18 protein-coding genes are annotated in these 16,162 nt (G+C 73.2%); 14 read left to right on the top strand and 4 right to left on the bottom strand.

The genetic code is table 11. From position 1 onward, the window contains the following. Positions 1 to 128 precede the first annotated feature (128 nt). Both ACFVQZ_RS11520 and ACFVQZ_RS11515 read left to right on the top strand, forming a co-directional pair. Positions 129 to 1,256, top strand: coding sequence for a ferrochelatase (locus ACFVQZ_RS11520; protein ID WP_383621251.1), 1,128 nt, complete (start codon positions 129 to 131; stop codon positions 1,254 to 1,256). Positions 1,257 to 1,267: 11 nt separating this feature from the next. Next, positions 1,268 to 2,077 (top strand): inositol monophosphatase family protein, encoded by an 810-nt coding sequence (locus tag ACFVQZ_RS11515; protein ID WP_383621249.1) that lies wholly within the window; start codon positions 1,268 to 1,270, stop codon positions 2,075 to 2,077. A 94-nt stretch (positions 2,078 to 2,171) separates the two neighbouring features. Here ACFVQZ_RS11515 and ACFVQZ_RS11510 read toward each other — a convergent pair whose 3' ends face one another. Next, positions 2,172 to 2,354: a hypothetical protein gene (locus ACFVQZ_RS11510; protein WP_030496298.1), complete on the bottom strand. Its 183-nt coding sequence runs from the start codon at positions 2,352 to 2,354 to the stop codon at positions 2,172 to 2,174. A gap of 363 nt (positions 2,355 to 2,717) precedes the next feature. Between ACFVQZ_RS11510 and ACFVQZ_RS11505 the strand changes: the two genes are divergently transcribed. The 4 genes from ACFVQZ_RS11505 (at position 2,718) to ACFVQZ_RS11490 (ending at position 6,385) form a co-directional block, all read left to right on the top strand. After that, complete coding sequence (locus tag ACFVQZ_RS11505) at positions 2,718 to 3,371, top strand: response regulator transcription factor (RefSeq protein WP_030496297.1); 654 nt, start codon at positions 2,718 to 2,720, stop codon at positions 3,369 to 3,371. A gap of 4 nt (positions 3,372 to 3,375) precedes the next feature. Continuing rightward, a complete protein-coding gene (locus ACFVQZ_RS11500; RefSeq protein WP_383621246.1) occupies positions 3,376 to 4,614 on the top strand; it encodes a sensor histidine kinase in 1,239 nt (412 codons plus the stop codon). A gap of 396 nt (positions 4,615 to 5,010) precedes the next feature. Further along, complete coding sequence (locus ACFVQZ_RS11495; protein WP_003955561.1) at positions 5,011 to 5,307, top strand: DUF4193 domain-containing protein; 297 nt, start codon at positions 5,011 to 5,013, stop codon at positions 5,305 to 5,307. A 13-nt stretch (positions 5,308 to 5,320) separates the two neighbouring features. Further along, a complete protein-coding gene (locus ACFVQZ_RS11490) occupies positions 5,321 to 6,385 on the top strand; it encodes a hypothetical protein (protein WP_030496295.1) in 1,065 nt (354 codons plus the stop codon). Between the two features lie 76 nt (positions 6,386 to 6,461). Here the strand turns inward: ACFVQZ_RS11490 and ACFVQZ_RS11485 are convergent, their stop codons facing one another. Next, positions 6,462 to 6,989 carry a DUF3093 domain-containing protein gene (locus tag ACFVQZ_RS11485; protein ID WP_383621244.1) on the bottom strand — a complete coding sequence of 176 codons (528 nt, stop codon included), beginning with the start codon at positions 6,987 to 6,989 and terminating at the stop codon, positions 6,462 to 6,464. A gap of 58 nt (positions 6,990 to 7,047) precedes the next feature. Between ACFVQZ_RS11485 and ACFVQZ_RS11480 the strand changes: the two genes are divergently transcribed. The 8 genes from ACFVQZ_RS11480 to ACFVQZ_RS11445 all read left to right on the top strand — a co-directional run bounded on the left by ACFVQZ_RS11480 (position 7,048) and on the right by ACFVQZ_RS11445 (position 14,542). Continuing rightward, entirely contained in the window at positions 7,048 to 7,632 is a 585-nt protein-coding gene (locus ACFVQZ_RS11480) for a PaaI family thioesterase (protein ID WP_383621243.1), read from the top strand. Then, positions 7,632 to 8,144 (top strand): dUTP diphosphatase, encoded by a 513-nt coding sequence (dut, locus tag ACFVQZ_RS11475; RefSeq protein WP_043230240.1) that lies wholly within the window; start codon positions 7,632 to 7,634, stop codon positions 8,142 to 8,144. Before ACFVQZ_RS11480 ends, dut begins: the two co-directional genes overlap by 1 nt. A gap of 1 nt (position 8,145) precedes the next feature. Beyond that, positions 8,146 to 8,913 carry a DUF3710 domain-containing protein gene (locus ACFVQZ_RS11470; protein WP_383621241.1) on the top strand — a complete coding sequence of 256 codons (768 nt, stop codon included), beginning with the start codon at positions 8,146 to 8,148 and terminating at the stop codon, positions 8,911 to 8,913. Between the two features lie 327 nt (positions 8,914 to 9,240). Further along, entirely contained in the window at positions 9,241 to 9,909 is a 669-nt protein-coding gene (locus ACFVQZ_RS11465; RefSeq protein WP_383621365.1) for an ABC transporter ATP-binding protein, read from the top strand. A 117-nt stretch (positions 9,910 to 10,026) separates the two neighbouring features. After that, on the top strand, positions 10,027 to 12,573 hold the full coding sequence (locus ACFVQZ_RS11460) for a sensor histidine kinase KdpD (RefSeq protein WP_030496289.1): 2,547 nt from the start codon (positions 10,027 to 10,029) through the stop codon (positions 12,571 to 12,573). Between the two features lie 91 nt (positions 12,574 to 12,664). Beyond that, positions 12,665 to 13,351 carry a response regulator gene (locus tag ACFVQZ_RS11455; RefSeq protein ID WP_030496288.1) on the top strand — a complete coding sequence of 229 codons (687 nt, stop codon included), beginning with the start codon at positions 12,665 to 12,667 and terminating at the stop codon, positions 13,349 to 13,351. Between the two features lie 45 nt (positions 13,352 to 13,396). Next, a complete protein-coding gene (locus tag ACFVQZ_RS11450) occupies positions 13,397 to 13,795 on the top strand; it encodes an OB-fold nucleic acid binding domain-containing protein (protein WP_081959322.1) in 399 nt (132 codons plus the stop codon). A gap of 3 nt (positions 13,796 to 13,798) precedes the next feature. Then, positions 13,799 to 14,542, top strand: coding sequence for a DUF3159 domain-containing protein (locus tag ACFVQZ_RS11445; protein WP_383621238.1), 744 nt, complete (start codon positions 13,799 to 13,801; stop codon positions 14,540 to 14,542). 132 nt (positions 14,543 to 14,674) lie between these two features. On the opposite strand, the gene ACFVQZ_RS11440 is transcribed toward ACFVQZ_RS11445, so the two are convergent. Beyond that, entirely contained in the window at positions 14,675 to 15,349 is a 675-nt protein-coding gene (locus ACFVQZ_RS11440) for a TrkA family potassium uptake protein (RefSeq protein ID WP_030496285.1), read from the bottom strand. Then, positions 15,349 to 16,017 (bottom strand): TrkA family potassium uptake protein, encoded by a 669-nt coding sequence (locus ACFVQZ_RS11435; RefSeq protein ID WP_030496284.1) that lies wholly within the window; start codon positions 16,015 to 16,017, stop codon positions 15,349 to 15,351. Before ACFVQZ_RS11435 ends, ACFVQZ_RS11440 begins: the two co-directional genes overlap by 1 nt. Positions 16,018 to 16,162 lie beyond the last annotated feature (145 nt).

The following is a 16,162-nucleotide window of genomic DNA, read 5'->3' as shown; positions in this document are numbered from 1 at the left end:
GCGCCTGGCGGTCAACACGTGTAATTAACGTCTAAAGCCTAAGGGTTCGAAGCCGTCCGGTCACCCCTCTTTTTTCGCCGGACGGGCCGCGCCCCCGGCCGTCGGTGCCGGGTGGGAGGATCGGTGCCATGTCCGATCAGCACGATCCCGCCCCGTACGACGCCCTGCTGCTGCTCTCCTTCGGCGGTCCCGAGGGCCCGGACGACGTCGTCCCGTTCCTGGAGAACGTGACGCGCGGCCGCGGCATCCCCAGGGAGCGGCTCAAGGAGGTGGGGCAGCACTACTTCCTCTTCGGCGGCGTGAGCCCGATCAACGGCCAGAACCGGGCCCTGCTCGACGCGCTGCGGGCCGACTTCGCCGACGCCGGCCTGGGCCTGCCGGTCTACTGGGGCAACCGCAACTGGGCCCCCTACCTCACCGACACCCTCCGCGAGATGGTCCGCGACGGACGCCGCCACATCGCCGTCCTCACCACCAGCGCCTACGCCTCCTACTCCGGCTGCCGCCAGTACCGCGAGAACCTCGCCGACGCGCTCGCCGCCCTGGAGGCCGAGGGCCTGCCGCTGCCCCGCGTCGACAAGCTCCGCCACTACTTCAACCACCCCGGCTTCGTGGAGCCCATGGTGGAAGGCGTCCTCGCCTCCCTCGCCGACCTCGACGACTCCGTCCGGGCCGGCGCCCACCTCGCCTTCACCACCCACTCCATCCCGGACTCCGCCGCCGACACCTCCGGCCCCGTCGCCGACCACGGCTCCGGCGGCGCCTACGTCAAGCAGCACCTCGACGTCGCCCGCCTCATCGCCGACGCGGTGCGCGAGCGCACCGGCACCGACCACCCCTGGAAGCTCGTCTACCAGTCCCGCAGCGGCGCCCCGCACATCCCCTGGCTGGAACCGGACATCTGCGACCACCTGGAGGAACTGAGCGCGGCCGGCGCCCCCGCCGCCGTCATGGTGCCGATCGGCTTCGTCTCCGACCACATGGAAGTCCTGTACGACCTCGACACCGAGGCCACCGCCAAGGCCGCCGAGCTGGGCCTGCCGGTCCGCCGCTCGGCCACCGTCGGCGCCGACCCCCGCTTCGCCGCCGCCGTCCGCGACCTGCTCCTGGAACGCGCCGCCACCGAACGCGGCACGCGCACGGAGCGCTGCGCCCTGGGCGCCCTCGGACCCTCCCACGACCTCTGCCCCATCGGCTGCTGCCCCGCCCGCACCGAACACCCCGCCGCCGCCGGCGCCGACAGCCCCTACGCCTGAGGAGCCACGCCGTGACCCCCGCCCCCGCCCCCCTGCTCGCCGAACTCCTCGACCTGGCCCTGGAGGCCGCGCGGCGGGCCGGCGCCCTGCTGCGCGACGGCCGCCCCGAGGACCTGGCCGTCGCCGCCACCAAGACCAGCGCCATCGACGTCGTCACCGAGATGGACATCGCCGCCGAGAAGCTGATCACCGGCTTCCTCGCCGAGCACCGCCCCCACGACGGCCTGCTCGGCGAGGAGGGCGCGGCCACCACCGGCACCAGCGGTGTCCGCTGGGTCATCGACCCCCTCGACGGCACCGTGAACTACCTCTACGGCCTCCCGTCCTGGGCGGTCTCCATCGCCGCCGAGTACGAGGGCGAGACCGTCGTCGGCGTCGTCGAGGCCCCGCTGCGCGGCGAGACCTTCCGCGCCGTCCTCGGCGGCGGCGCGTACCTGGGCGAGCGACGGCTCGCCGTCCGCACCGCGCCCCCCTTCGACCAGGCCCTGCTCGGCACCGGCTTCGGTTACGTGCAGTCCCGCCGCGCCCACCAGGCCGAGGTCGTCCGCGAGGTCCTTCCGCTGGTCCGGGACATCCGGCGGGGCGGCTCCGCCGCCATCGACCTGTGCGACGTCGCGGCCGGCCGGCTCGACGCGTACTACGAGCGCGGGCTCAACCCCTGGGACCACGCCGCAGGAGCCCTGATCGCCCGCGAGGCGGGCGCGCGCACCGGCGGGCGCCCGGGGGAGCCCGAGTCCGGAGAACTGGCCGTGGCGGCCCCCGAGGGCCTTTTCGGACCGCTCCAGGAGCTGCTCGACCGGCTCGGCGCCTGGCACGACTGAGCGCCCGGCACGACCGGGCGGACCCGGACACGGCGGTGCCCCGGAACCGAACGGTTCCGGGGCACCGCCGCGCCGCTCCGGGGAGCGGCGTCGCTCAGGCGCTCTGCGCGCAGGCCGACGCGATTTCCACGCCGTGCTCGGCGGCCAGCCGGTGCAGGTCCTCCAGCTCGGCCTGCTCGACGTCCGCGAGGTAGTCGTCGCCGGTCTCGCGGGCCCGCGTGAGGTCCGACTGCGTGGTCCTGATGCGGTGCAGCAGCCCTGCGGTGAAAGCGTCCATGCGCCCCTCCTCATGGTTCCGGCGGCACGGGGGTGTGCCGGGGGTGGGTGGATCACACGCTCTCCCGGGGGACGGAAGAGAGCCGTGGGCGTGCCACAAGCAGGGCGTGATCGCGGGGTGTGCACACCTCCTCCCCACCCCTCAGGAGCCGGAAACCTCAACTTCCCCCCGAGTCAGGTGAATTCTCGGTGCCGCTTCCCCACCTGCCCCTCGGGCCCCACCGGCCGCACCCGCGCGGGCGGCCGGGCCCCGCCGACTTACAGCCGGTTTACGCGCGTACGGGGCAGGATGGACACGCACAGTCAGTGTTCAGCAGCGCCCCCGGCCCGCCCGGACCGGGTGCCGGAGGGAAGGAAGAACGACGTGCGCGTACTCGTCGTCGAGGACGAGCAGCTGCTCGCCGATGCGGTGGCCACCGGACTGCGCCGGGAGGCCATGGCCGTCGACGTCGTGTACGACGGCGCCGCCGCCCTGGAGCGCGTGGGGGTCAACGACTACGACGTCGTCGTCCTCGACCGCGACCTGCCCCTGGTCCACGGCGACGACGTCTGCCGCAAGATCGTCGAACTGGGCATGCCCACCCGGATCCTGATGCTCACCGCCTCCGGCGACGTCAGCGACCGGGTCGAGGGACTGGAGCTGGGCGCCGACGACTACCTCCCCAAGCCCTTCGCCTTCACCGAGCTCACCGCGCGCGTGCGCGCCCTCGGGCGCCGCACCTCCGTGCCGCTGCCGCCGGTCCTGGAGCGGGCCGGCATCAAGCTCGACCCCAACCGCCGCGAGGTCTTCCGGGACGGCCGCGAGGTCCAGCTCGCGCCCAAGGAGTTCGCCGTCCTGGAGGTGCTGATGCGCTCCGAGGGCGCCGTCGTCTCGGCGGAGCAGCTCCTGGAGAAGGCGTGGGACGAGAACACCGACCCGTTCACCAACGTGGTCCGGGTCACCGTGATGACGCTGCGGCGCAAGCTGGGCGAGCCGCCCGTCATCGTCACCGTCCCCGGCTCCGGCTACCGGATCTGAACCGATGGCCACCACCCCGGTGCCGCACCCGCAGGCGCCGCCGAAGCCCACCTGGGACCCCCGGGACCCGGTCAGACCGCTGCTCCGGCCCACCATCCGGATACGGCTCACGCTGCTGTACGGCGGCATGTTCCTGATCGCCGGCATCCTGCTGCTGTCGATCATCTACCTCTTCACCGCGCAGAGCCTCACCGACAGCGTCGCCCGGCTGCCGTTCAAGATCGTCGAGGGGCAGGTCCTGCCCACCACGGCGGAGTGCGTGCTGCCCGACAAGGGCACCGGCGAGCAGTTCAACGCGGCCGTCTCGATCTGCCTGCGCCACCAGACCGACCTGGCGCTCCAGGACCTGCTGCGCCGCTCGCTCTTCGCCCTGCTCGGGCTGAGCATCATCGCCTTCGCCTTCGGCTACGCCATGGCGGGCCGGGTGCTCTCGCCGCTCGGCCGGATCACCCGCACCGCCCGCCAGGTGGCCGGTTCCGACCTGGCCCGCCGGATCGAGCTGGACGGCCCGGACGACGAGCTGAAGGAGCTGGCGGACACCTTCGACGAGATGCTGGACCGCCTGGAGCGGGCCTTCACCGCCCAGCAGCGCTTCGTCGCCAACGCCTCGCACGAGCTGCGGACCCCGCTGGCGATCAACCGCACCCTCCTGGAGGTCCACCTCTCCGACCCCGGGGCGCCGGTCGAGCTCCAGCAGCTCGGCAAGACCCTGCTGGCCACCAACGAGCGCAGCGAGCAGCTGGTCGAGGGCCTGCTGCTGCTCGCCCGCAGCGACAACCAGATCGTGGAGCGCAAGCCCGTCGACCTCGCCGAGGTCGCCGAGCGGGCGGTCGACCAGGTCCACGCGGAGGCCGAGGCCAGGGGCGTCGAGATGCGCGGCGAGCGGCCCCCGGTCGTGGTGCAGGGCAACGGCGTGCTGCTGGAGCGGATCGCCCTGAACCTGCTCCAGAACGCCGTCCGGTACAACGTCCCGGAGGGCGGCTGGGTCGAGGTGACCACGGAGGCCCAGCACGGCCAGGCGGTGCTCGTGGTGTCGAACACGGGCCCGGTGGTCCCCGCGTACGAGATCGACAACCTGTTCGAGCCGTTCCGGCGGCTGAGGCAGGAGCGGACCGGCAGCGACAAGGGTGTCGGGCTTGGTCTGTCGATCGCGCGCTCGGTGGCCCGGGCGCACGGCGGGCGCATCAGCGCGGAGCCCCGCGAGGGCGGCGGCCTGGTGATGCGTGTCACCCTGCCGATCTGACAGACTGCCCGGACCCGGCCCGAACTGTTCGCTTTGAGCGGAATTCCGTGACCCCGGTCGCGAGATGCGCATGTGTGATCGATCACAAGCGTTCGTGGCCGTCGGGTCGCGCTCCGTGACCGTGAATTCCGGGGGAAAACCCGGAAAAGTCCGGGTTTCCCGGGCATCGACGGGCGGAAAGTACACGGGGTGGCGGCGCGCGCGGCGGCCCCCGGGACCGTGTACGGTCCGCATCGCCACTCGTACCGATCACTCGTTGAGCGTGCGGGACGGGTGTCGATTGAGTAACAGACCTTGATGTGAGGCAAAATCTGCGCCTCAGGTCGGGCACAAGTCCGACCTCTCACGCGTTACGTGCGCTGAGACACCCGCAACGACCCAGAGGGGGAGAGCGACATGGCAACGGATTACGACACCCCACGCAAGACCGACGACGACGTCGACTCGGACAGCCTTGAGGAGCTCAAGGCCCGCCGGAACGACAAGTCGACCTCGACCGTCGACGTCGACGAGTTCGAGGCCGCCGAGGGCCTGGAGCTCCCCGGCGCCGACCTCTCGAACGAGGAGCTGGCCGTCCGGGTCCTGCCCAAGCAGGCCGACGAGTTCACCTGCATGAGCTGCTTCCTCGTGCACCACCGCAGCCAGCTGGCGCGCGAGAAGAACGGCCAGCCGATCTGCCGCGACTGCGACTGAGACAGGCGCGGTCGTGGCAGGCGACACACCGTCCCGGAAGCGGCGTCCGAGGCTTCCCCTGAAGCCCTGGACGTACAAGGGCGGCACAGGCCCGACAGAAGGCGCCCAGGAGGCTCCCGACGCCGAGCAGGCCGCCCCCCTGCCCTCCTTCGGCGTGGCGGACGACGAGCGAGGCCCCACGGCCTCGCTCGCAGCTGCCGGCGCCCCCGGCCCGGGCGAGGCACCGCTCCCCGCGGAGCGGGACCCCGAAGGCCCCTCGGACCCCGAGGCGCCCGACGAGCGTGACGCGAGCCGTCACGGCAGGCTGGACGTCGTCAAGCGGCTGGCCAACCCGGCGCGCGCACAGCTCGACCGCGTCCGGATCGACGCCGCGCGCATCGACGCCGTCCGCCGCAGCGTGGCGGGCGTCAAACAGGGCGTGAAGCGGAGCGGCGACGGCGCCAGGGCCGGCATCGCCTATCTGGCCGACCGGGTCATCGACCTGGCCCCCCGCGTCCCCGTACGCGACCTCGCGACCCTGCGCAAGCAGTTCCCCGGGCTCGGCCCCGAGGAGATCGCCGACAAGCTGGTCTTCGGCGCGGCCAACGCCAGCTCGACCGTCGGCGCGGGCGTCGGCGCCGCCGCCATGCTCCCCGTACCGCCGGCCATGCCGGCCGAGCTGGCAGCGGAGATCACCGGCGTCGCCGCGATCGAGCTCAAGCTCATCGCCGAACTCCACGAGGTCTACGGACTGCGCCCGCCCGGCACGCTGCCCCAGCGCTCCGCCGCCTACCTGACCTCCTGGGCCGAGGAACGGGGCATCGACCCCACGAAGCCCACGACGATCAACGCGGCCCTCGGCGGCCAGCTCAAGCGCGAACTGCGCCAGCAGATCATGAAGCGCATGGTCCGCAACCTGCCGAACCTCACCCCGTTCATGGTGGGCGCGGCCGTCGGCGCGGTCATGAACCGGCGCGACACCAGGAAGCTCGCCGGCCACATCCGCAAGGACCTCAGGGCCCGCCAGGTCCCCTGGGACAGGCTCGACGCGCTGCCCCCGCTGGAACAGCCGGAGAACCCCAAGGAACTCGGCTTCTAGACCGCCCAGGGCCGCCCGGAGCGGCCCCGGGACCAACCCAGGACGGGTCCGGACGGACTCCCGTACGGCGTAGGGCTCAGCCCTCCGCCCGTACCGCCTCGACCGCCGCCGCCAGGCCCTCCGGGTCCCGCGTCGACACGTACAGGTACGGCGTCGGATCCGCCGGATCCGTCACCACGATCCGCACCGCCCGCGGCACGTAGCTGCGCATCAGCAGGAAGGCGCGCGGATCCGCCTTGTGCGTGCGCCAGGCGCGCGCCTCCTCCTCGTCCAGCACCTCGACCGCCCCCAGCGCCGACACCGGCACCCGGGCCTCGCCCGCCACCAGCGAACCGGCCACCACGCGGATCCGGGCCGAGCCGTACGAGGACGCCGCCACACCGGCCGCCACGCCCGCCACGATCAGACCGCCCAGCAGCGGCACCGTCCCCAGCGGGAACATGATCAGACCGCCGGAGAGCGCCAGCAGGACGACGATCACCCACCACGAACCGGGCACGGTCAGCCGCTCGTCGAAACGGGGCGCCGCGGAGGCCGCGGGGGACACGGGCGAAGGGGCCCCCGGCGAGGGGGTCGGGCCGGGGCTCGATGCGGAAGGCTGCATGCGTCCAAGCTTGGCACGGCGCGCCCCGCGGCCGGCCGCGCGGGTAAGGTCTGCGCCTGTGACTGGAACATCTGCCGCCCTCACCCCGCCGGCCGACGCCGTGGCGCCGACCCGCCATCCGGACGCACCCGCCCCCGGCGAGCCGCTCGGCTCGCACTACGGCCACTGCTTCGGGTGCGGCGACGGGCAGCCCCACGGCCTCCACCTGGACGCCCGCGCGGGCGAGGGCGTGACCGTCACGGCCGAGTTCACCGTCACCCCCGACCACCAGGGCGCCCCCGGGCTCGCCCACGGCGGCGTGCTCGCCACCGCCCTCGACGAGACCCTCGGCTCCCTGAACTGGCTGCTCCGCGTCATCGCCGTGACCGGCCGCCTGGAGACCGACTTCCGCCGGCCCGTGCCCGTCGGCACCGTGCTCCACCTCCAGGCCGAGGTCACCGCCGTCCACGGGCGCAAGATCTACTCGACCGCCACCGGCCGCATCGGCGGCCCCGACGGCCCCGTCGCCGTCCGGGCCGACGCCATGTTCGTCGAGGTCAAGGTCGACCACTTCATCGACAACGGGCGGCCGGAGGAGATCCAGGCCGCCATGTCCGACCCCGACCAGGTCCGGCGCGCCCGCGCCTTCGAGGTGAACCCCTGATGCGTCCTCCCGTCGACGTTCTGATCCGCCGGGTCGACCCGGACGTGCCGATCCCCGCCTACGGCCACCCCGGCGACGCCGGCGCCGACCTCGTCACCACCGAGGCCGCCGTGCTGGCCCCCGGCGAGCGCGCCGTGCTGCCCACCGGCGTGTCGATCGCCCTCCCGGACGGCTACGCCGCCTTCGTTCACCCCCGCTCCGGACTGGCCGCGCGCTGCGGAGTCGCGCTCGTGAATGCCCCGGGGACGGTGGATGCCGGGTACCGTGGAGAGATCAAGGTGATCGTGGTCAATCTCGACCCGCGCGAGAGCGTGCGGTTCGAACGGTTCGACCGGATTGCCCAACTGGTCGTCCAGCAGGTCGAGAAGGTGCGCTTCCACGAGGTGGCGGAGCTTCCCGGCTCGGCGCGGGCCGAGGGGGGCTTCGGGTCCACCGGCGGCCATGCCGCCGTGGACGGCACCACGGGTGGGAATCGATACGCTTCGGTCGTATCCGACCGGGAAGGACAGTGACGTGTTCGGACGTCGCAAGAAGAGCGGTGCCGCCGACAAGGCGGGCGAGGCCGAGCAGGTCGTCGACGCCGTGGCCGGCGAGGACGCCGCGGACGCGGCCGACCAGCCGCGCAAGGTGAACCTTCCGCCGGCGCCCCGGCCCGACGGCCCCTGGGACATCTCCGAGGTCGCCAAGCCCGAGGAGGGCCGCGTCGACCTCGGCGGCCTCTTCGTGCCCGGGGTCGAGGGCATGGAGCTCCGCGTGGAGGTGGCGGGCGACGCGATCGTCGCCGCGACCATCGTGCTGCGCGACAGCGCCGTGCAGCTCCAGGCGTTCGCGGCGCCCAAGAAGGAAGGCATCTGGGGCGAGGTCCGCGAGGAGATCGCCACCGGCATCGTCCAGCAGGGCGGCGCCATCGACGAGGTCGAGGGCCCGCTCGGCTGGGAGCTGCGCGCGCAGGTCCCCGTCCAGCTGCCCGACGGCAACCGCGGCGTGCAGATCGTGCGCTTCGTCGGCGTCGACGGCCCGCGCTGGTTCCTGCGCGGCGTCATCTCCGGCCAGGGCGCGGTCCAGCCCGAGGCCGCCGGCCTGCTGGAGCAGATCGTCCGGGACACCGTGGTCAACCGCGGCGAGGGCCCGATGGCCCCGCGCGACCCGCTCGTCCTCAAGCTGCCCAACGACGCCCAGATGGTGCCGGACGGCGTGCAGCAGGAGGAGCAGGCCGGGTCCCGCTTCTCCGGCGGCATGGGCCAGCTCCAGCGCGGCCCGGAGATCTCCGAGATCCGCTGACGCACCCCGCGAGCCCCGGTCCGGTGGGCCGCCGCCCGTACGCACACCGTACGGACGGCGGCCCACCGGCGGTTCAGGGACCGGCGGAGCCCCGCAGGGGCGGCCGACCCCTACCGCCCCCACGGGGCTCCCCTACGGGTCGGGGCGTCCGGTGGCCGGGGAGCGGCGTCCGAAGACCGGGGTCCGTTCAGGGTTCCGGACCCTGGTCCCGGGCGCGGCGGCCGACCATACTGGTCTGCGCAGGTGTTCGAGGAGGGGGAGCGCAAGGTGAGCGAGAACAGCACGCGGTCCGCGACGGCCGTGGCGGAGGACCCGGCCGGGGGGCCGATGATCCGGGTGGAGGGGCTGCGCCGCACCTTCGGCGAGGGCGAGGCCGCCGTCCACGCCCTCAAGGGTGTCTCCTTCGACGTCTCCCGCGGTGAGCTCGTCGCCCTCAAGGGGCGCTCCGGCTCCGGCAAGACCACGCTCCTCAACCTCGTCGGCGGCCTCGACAGCGCCGACGGCGGCCGGATCGTCATCGACGGCACCGACCTCTCCACCCTCGGCGAGGAGGGCCTGCTGGCGCTGCGCCGGGACCGGATCGGCTTCATCTTCCAGTCCTTCGGCCTGCTGCCCATCCTCTCCGCCGCCGAGAACGTCGGCGTCCCGCTGCGGCTGCGCGCCGCGGACCCCGCCGAGCGGGAGGAGCGGGTCGCCCTGCTCCTGGCCCTCGTCGGCCTCGCCGACCACGCCAACCAGCGCCCCGGCGAGCTGTCCGGCGGCCAGCAGCAGCGGGTCGCCATCGCCCGCGCCCTCGCCAACCGGCCGGCCCTCCTCATCGCCGACGAGCCGACCGGCCAGCTCGACGCCGAGACCGGCCTCGCCGTCATGGAACTGCTCCGGGCCGTCGTCCGCAGCGAGGGCTGCACGGCCCTCGTCGCCACCCACGACCACCAGCTCCTCGGCCTCGCGGACCGCGTCCTCGAACTCCGCGACGGCGAGATAGCCGAGGCCTGACCGGCCCGCCCGGCGGCGGACCGCGGGACCCGGGCGGGCGTCAGGATCACGTCAATACCACCACGGGGTGTTCCTCCGGGTGCGGAATGTCCGATCAGCCGGACGTATGGTCGGTCCATGGGACGTGGCACGCTTCGGATCTATCTCGGCGCGGCACCGGGCGTCGGCAAGACGTACGCGATGCTCGCCGAGGCCCACCGCCGGGTGGAGCGCGGCACCGACTGCGTCGTCGGGTTCGTGGAGCACCACGGCCGGCCGCGCACCGAGGTGCTGCTGCACGGCCTGGAGACGGTCCCGCGCCGCACCGTCGAGTACCGGGGCACGTCCTTCACCGAGATGGACGTCGACGCCGTCCTCGCCCGCCGCCCCGCCGTCGCCCTCGTCGACGAACTCGCCCACACCAACGTCCCCGGCTCCCGGAACCCCAAGCGCTGGCAGGACGTCGCCGAACTTCTCGCCGCCGGCATCGACGTCGTCTCCACCGTCAACATCCAGCACCTCGAATCCCTCGGCGACGTCGTCGAGGCCATCACCGGCGTCCGGCAGCAGGAGACCGTCCCCGACGAGATCGTCCGCCGCGCCGACCAGATCGAACTGGTCGACATGTCGCCCGAGGCCCTGCGCCGCCGCATGGCCCACGGCAACGTCTACACCCCCGACAAGGTCGACGCCGCCCTCTCCAACTACTTCCGCCCCGGCAACCTCACCGCCCTCCGCGAGCTGGCCCTGCTGTGGACCGCCGACCGGGTCGACGAGTACCTGCGCCGCTACCGCGGCGAGCACAACATCCGCTCCACCTGGCAGGCCCGCGAGCGGATCGTCGTCGGCCTCACCGGCGGCCCCGAGGGACGCACCCTGATACGCCGCGCCACCCGGCTCGCCGAGAAGGGCGCCGGCGGCGAGGTCCTCGCCGTCTACATCGCCCGCAGCGACGGCCTCACCGCCGCCTCGCCCAAGGAGCTGGCCGTCCAGCGCACCCTCGTCGAGGACCTCGGCGGCACCTTCCACCACGTCATCGGCGACGACATACCGACCGCCCTCCTGGAGTTCGCCCGCGGGGTCAACGCCACCCAGATCGTCCTCGGCTCCAGCCGCCGCCGCGCCTGGCAGTACGTCCTCGGCCCCGGCGTCGGCCAGACCGTCGCCCGCGACTCCGGCCCCGACCTCGACGTCCACATCGTCACCCACGGAGAGGTCGCCAAGGGCCGCGGCCTCCCGGTCGCCCGCGGCGCCCGCCTCGGCCGCTCCCGGATCCTCGGCGGCTGGCTCGTCGGCGTCGCCGCCCCCTTCGCGCTCGCCCTGCTGCTCACCCACACCGACGCCGACCTCGGCCTCGCCAACGACATGCTGCTCTTCCTGGCGCTCACCGTCGGCGCGGCGCTGCTCGGCGGCTTCCTGCCGGCGCTCGCCTCGGCGGCCGTCGGCTCGCTGCTGCTCAACTGGTTCTTCACCCCGCCGATCCACCGGATCACGATCGCCGACCCGCTGAACATCGTCGCCATCGCGGTCTTCTTCGGCGTCGCCATGGCCGTCGCCTCCGTCGTCGACCTGGCCGCCCGGCGCACCCACCAGGCGGCCCGGCTGCGCGCCGAGTCCGAGGTGCTGTCCTACCTCGCCGGCAGCGTGCTGCGCGGCGAGACCAGCCTCGACGCCCTCCTGGAACGGGTCCGCGAGACCTTCTCCATGGAGTCCGTCGCCCTCCTCGAACGGGCCGACGGCGCCGAGCCGTGGAACCGGGCCGCGGCCGTCGGCCCCCACCCCGCCGCCCGCCCCGAGGACGCCGACGTCGACATGCCGGTCGGCGACCACCTCGCGCTCGCCCTCACCGGCCGGGTGCTGCCCGCCGAGGACCGCCGGGTGCTCGGCGCCTTCGCCGCCCAGGCGGCCGTCGTCCTCGACCGGCAGCGGCTGGTCGGCGAGGCGGAGGAGGCCCGCAAGCTCGCCGAGGGCAACAAGATCCGGACCTCGCTGCTCGCCGCCGTCAGCCACGACCTGCGGACCCCGCTCGCCGGCATCAAGGCGTCGGTGTCGTCCCTGCGCTCCGACGACGTCGAGTGGTCCGACGAGGACCGCGCCGAACTCCTCGAAGGCATCGAGGCCGGCGCCGACCGCCTCGACCACCTCGTCGGCAACCTCCTCGACATGTCCCGCCTCCAGACCGGCACGGTCACCCCGCTGATCCGCGCCGTCGACCTCGACGAGGTCGTCCCCATGGCCCTCGGCGGCGTCCCCGACGGCAGCGCCGAGGCCGACATCCCCGAATCCCTGCCCATGGTCGAGGTCGACAAGGGCCTCCTGGAACGGGCCGTCGCCAACATCGTCGAGAACGCCGTCAAGTACAGCCCGGACGGCGTGCCCGTCGCCGTCGGGGCCAGCGTCCTCGGCGACCGCGTCGAACTGCGCGTGGTCGACCGCGGCCCCGGCGTCCCCGACGCCTCCAAGGACGGCATCTTCGAGCCCTTCCAGCGCTTCGGCGACGCCCCGCGCGGCTCCGGCGTCGGCCTCGGCCTCGCCGTCGCCCGCGGCTTCGTGGAGGCCATGGGCGGCACCCTCAGCGCCGAGGACACCCCCGGCGGCGGCCTCACCATGGTCCTCACCCTCCGCGCCGCCGGCGGCGCCCCGCCGGGACCCCCGGCTGAGCTGCCCGCCGGGGCGGTGACCTGATCCCGGGCCGCGCCCGGCCCCGCCCGCGTACCCGAACCCGCTCCTGTACCCACCCCCGTACACCCGCACAGCAGAAGGAAGGCCCTCCGACATGACCCGGGTCCTCGTGGTCGACGACGAGCCGCAGATCGTCCGCGCCCTGGTGATCAACCTCAAGGCACGGAAGTACGAGGTCGACTCCGCGCCCGACGGCGCCACCGCCCTCCGGCTCGCCGCCGAACGCCACCCCGACGTCGTCGTCCTCGACCTCGGCCTGCCCGACCTCGACGGCGTCGACGTCATCAAGGGGCTCCGCGGCTGGACCCGGGTCCCGATCATCGTCCTCTCCGCCCGGCACACCTCCGACGAGAAGGTCGAGGCGCTCGACGCCGGCGCCGACGACTACGTCACCAAGCCGTTCGGCATGGACGAACTCCTCGCCCGGCTGCGCGCCGCCGTCCGCCGCGCCGAACCCGTCGGCGGCGCCGAGGACGGCGTCGTCGTGGTCGAGACCGAGGGCTTCACCGTCGACCTCGCCGCCAAGAAGGTCCACCGCGACGGGCGCGACGTCCGGCTCACCCCCACCGAGTGGCACCTCCTGGAGGTCCTGGTCCGCAACAGCGGCCGGCTCGTCAGCCAGAAGCAGCTCCTCCAGGAGGTCTGGGGGCCCTCGTACGGCACCGAGACCAACTACCTCCGGGTCTACATGGCCCAGCTGCGCCGCAAACTGGAGGCCGACCCCTCGCACCCCCGCCACTTCGTCACCGAACCGGGCATGGGGTACCGCTTCGAACGGTGATACGGGCATCTTCCCGCCGGAGCCCCGGCCGGTACGCTTTCAGGTATGAGTGCTGCACCCCGTACCGACAAGCCGGCAGGCCGGTTCCGCCGGATGCTCGACCGGCTCTCCTCCTCCCCGGAGGACCTGGAGTCGGAGGAGCTCCAGGAGGACACGGCGGCCTCGGGCTGCACGCGGATCTCGGACTGTTCCGACCGCCAGATCGTCAAGGTCACTGGTACCTTGCGCACGGTCACACTGCGCCCCCGGGCCGGTGTCCCCGCCCTGGAGGCCGAGCTCTTCGACGGCACCGCGCCGCTCGACGTCGTCTGGCTGGGCCGCCGCTCCATCGTGGGCATCGAGCCCGGCCGCAAGCTGATCGCCTCCGGCCGGATCGCCATGAGCCACGGCCGGCGGGTCCTCTTCAACCCCAAATACGAGCTCCGACCGCTCGGACAGGAGTAGCCGGTGACGTCCGTCGACAAGCCGACCACCGCACCGCCGACCCCGGACCAGGACGCCCGGACCGACAAGGCGGTGACCGAGGCCGCGCTCTTCGAGGCGTTCGGCGGCGTCCGGGGCATGGTCGAGACGGTCCTGCCCGGACTGCTCTTCGTCACGATCTACACGGTCAACAAGGACCTGAAGAGCTCGGCCGTCGCCGCGCTCGCCGTCTCCCTGCTGCTCGTCGTCGTCCGGCTGGTCCGCCGCGACACCGTCAAGCACGCCTTCAGCGGCGTCTTCGGCGTCGGCTTCGGCGTCGTCTTCGCGATGATGACCGGCAACGCGAAGGACTTCTACCTCCCCGGCATGCTCTACACGCTGGGCCTCGGCCTCGCGTACATCATCACCACGCTCGCCGGCGTCCCCCTGATCGGCCTCATCCTCGGCCCGGTCTTCAAGGAGAACCTCTCCTGGCGGACCCGCAACCCGGGACGGAAGAAGGCGTACGCCAAGGCCAGCTGGGCCTGGGGCCTCATCCTGCTCGCCAAGTGCGCGATCCTCTTCCCGCTCTACTGGTGGGCCGACACCACCCAGCTCGGCTGGGTCCTCGTCGCGCTGAAGATCCCGCCCTTCCTGCTGGCCGTCTACCTCACCTGGATCTTCCTCGCCAAGGCGCCGCCGCCGATCGACGTCTTCGCCGAGATGGAGGCGGAGGAGCGGGCCGAGAAGGAACGCGAGGCCGCGGCCCGGGGCCGTACCGAGGCCTGATCCGGCAGCGCCGTCCGCGGTCGGCCGCCGACGCCTCACGGGCCCCGCGGCCACCCGGACGTCCGCCGTACGCCGAAGGGCCCGGGACCTGTGACGGTCCCGGGCCCTTCCGCGTACGTACGGTCCGTGCCGCTACTCCGCCGGCTCCCGGCGCACCTGGAGGAGCTCCTCCAGCTGCTCCTCGCGGGCCTGCGCCGCCACGAACAGCAGCTCGTCGCCGGCCTCCAGGGTCTCCTCGGGGCTCGGCGTCAGGACCCGCGAACCGCGGATGATCGTCACCAGCGACGTGTCCTGCGGCCAGGCGACCTCGCCCACCTGCGTACCGGCCACCGCCGACTCCGGCGGCAGCGTCAGCTCCACCAGGTTCGCGTCGCCGTGGCTGAAGCGGAGCAGCCGGACCAGGTCGCCGACGCTCACCGCCTCCTCCACCAGGGCCGACATCAGCCGCGGCGTCGAGACGGCCACGTCCACGCCCCACGCCTCGTTGAACAGCCACTCGTTCTTCGGGTTGTTCACCCGGGCGACCACCCGCGGCACGCCGTACTCGGTCTTCGCGAGCAGCGAGACGACCAGGTTCACCTTGTCGTCGCCGGTCGCCGCGATGACCACGTTGCAGCGCTGCAGCGCCGCCTCGTCCAGCGAGGTGATCTCACAGGCGTCGGCCAGCAGCCACTCCGCCTGCGGCACCCGCTCCACCGAGATGGCGGTCGGCGCCTTGTCGACGAGCAGGACCTCGTGACCGTTCTCCAGCAGCTCGCCCGCGATGGAACGGCCCACCGCACCCGCGCCCGCAATCGCGACCCGCATCAGTGACCGCCCTCCTCGGGCCCCTCGGCGAAGGCCGCCTCGACCTTCGTGATCTCGTCCACCCGCATCATCACGTGCACCAGGTCCCCCTCCTGGAGGACCGTCTGCGACGTGGGGATGATCGCCTCACCCAGCCGGGTCAGGAAGGCGACGCGCACGCCGGTCTCGTCCTGCAGCCGGCTGATCTTGTGCCCGATCCACGCCGGGGAGGTGTGCACCTCCGCGAGCTGCACGCCACCGCTCGGGTCGCTCCACAGCGGCTCCGCGCCCGACGGCAGCAGCCGGCGCAGCATCTGGTCGGCGGTCCAGCGGACCGTCGCCACCGTCGGGATGCCCAGGCGCTGGTACACCTCGGCGCGCCGCGGGTCGTAGATCCGCGCCGCCACGTTCTCGATGCCGAACATCTCGCGGGCCACCCGGGCCGCGATGATGTTGGAGTTGTCGCCGCTGCTCACCGCGGCGAAGGCACCGGCCTCCTCGATCCCCGCCTCGCGCAGCGTGTCCTGGTCGAAGCCGACGCCGGTGACGCGCCGCCCGCCGAAACCCGAGCCCAGGCGGCGGAAAGCCGTCGGGTCCTGGTCGACCACGGCGACCGTGTGGCCCTGCTGCTCCAGGGTCTGCGCGAGAGCGGCTCCCACTCGCCCGCAGCCCATGATGACGATGTGCACGTCCCCGCTACCCCGCACTCCTGATCGCCCTGCTGACCTGCGAAAACACCCTGCTCACAACTTTCCTCGCCCGATCGGCCCGGGCCGTGGCGGGCAACGCCCTGCCGGGTTGCCCGGTCCGAGCTTAAGCCGCAACGCGGAACGG

The sequence above is a fragment of the Streptomyces sp. NPDC057854 genome (assembly GCF_042797055.1).
In the GTDB taxonomy this organism is placed as follows: domain Bacteria; phylum Actinomycetota; class Actinomycetes; order Streptomycetales; family Streptomycetaceae; genus Streptomyces.
The sequence above is the reverse complement of the archived record's forward strand: the minus strand, read 5'-3'. Positions and strand labels throughout refer to the sequence as shown.

Bases quoted from the DNA above. Each gene is read 5' to 3' on its own strand.
- ACFVQZ_RS11520 (WP_383621251.1), top strand. From the start codon at position 129: ATGTCCGATCAGCACGATCCCGCCCCGTACGACGCCCTGCTGCTGCTC.
- ACFVQZ_RS11510 (WP_030496298.1), bottom strand. From the start codon at position 2,354: ATGGACGCTTTCACCGCAGGGCTGCTGCACCGCATCAGGACCACGCAG.
- ACFVQZ_RS11500 (WP_383621246.1), top strand. From the start codon at position 3,376: ATGGCCACCACCCCGGTGCCGCACCCGCAGGCGCCGCCGAAGCCCACC.
- ACFVQZ_RS11495 (WP_003955561.1), top strand. From the start codon at position 5,011: ATGGCAACGGATTACGACACCCCACGCAAGACCGACGACGACGTCGAC.
- ACFVQZ_RS11485 (WP_383621244.1), bottom strand. From the start codon at position 6,989: ATGCAGCCTTCCGCATCGAGCCCCGGCCCGACCCCCTCGCCGGGGGCC.
- dut (WP_043230240.1), top strand. From the start codon at position 7,632: ATGCGTCCTCCCGTCGACGTTCTGATCCGCCGGGTCGACCCGGACGTG.
- ACFVQZ_RS11465 (WP_383621365.1), top strand. From the start codon at position 9,241: ATGATCCGGGTGGAGGGGCTGCGCCGCACCTTCGGCGAGGGCGAGGCC.
- ACFVQZ_RS11460 (WP_030496289.1), top strand. From the start codon at position 10,027: ATGGGACGTGGCACGCTTCGGATCTATCTCGGCGCGGCACCGGGCGTC.
- ACFVQZ_RS11455 (WP_030496288.1), top strand. From the start codon at position 12,665: ATGACCCGGGTCCTCGTGGTCGACGACGAGCCGCAGATCGTCCGCGCC.
- ACFVQZ_RS11450 (WP_081959322.1), top strand. From the start codon at position 13,397: ATGAGTGCTGCACCCCGTACCGACAAGCCGGCAGGCCGGTTCCGCCGG.
- ACFVQZ_RS11440 (WP_030496285.1), bottom strand. From the start codon at position 15,349: ATGCGGGTCGCGATTGCGGGCGCGGGTGCGGTGGGCCGTTCCATCGCG.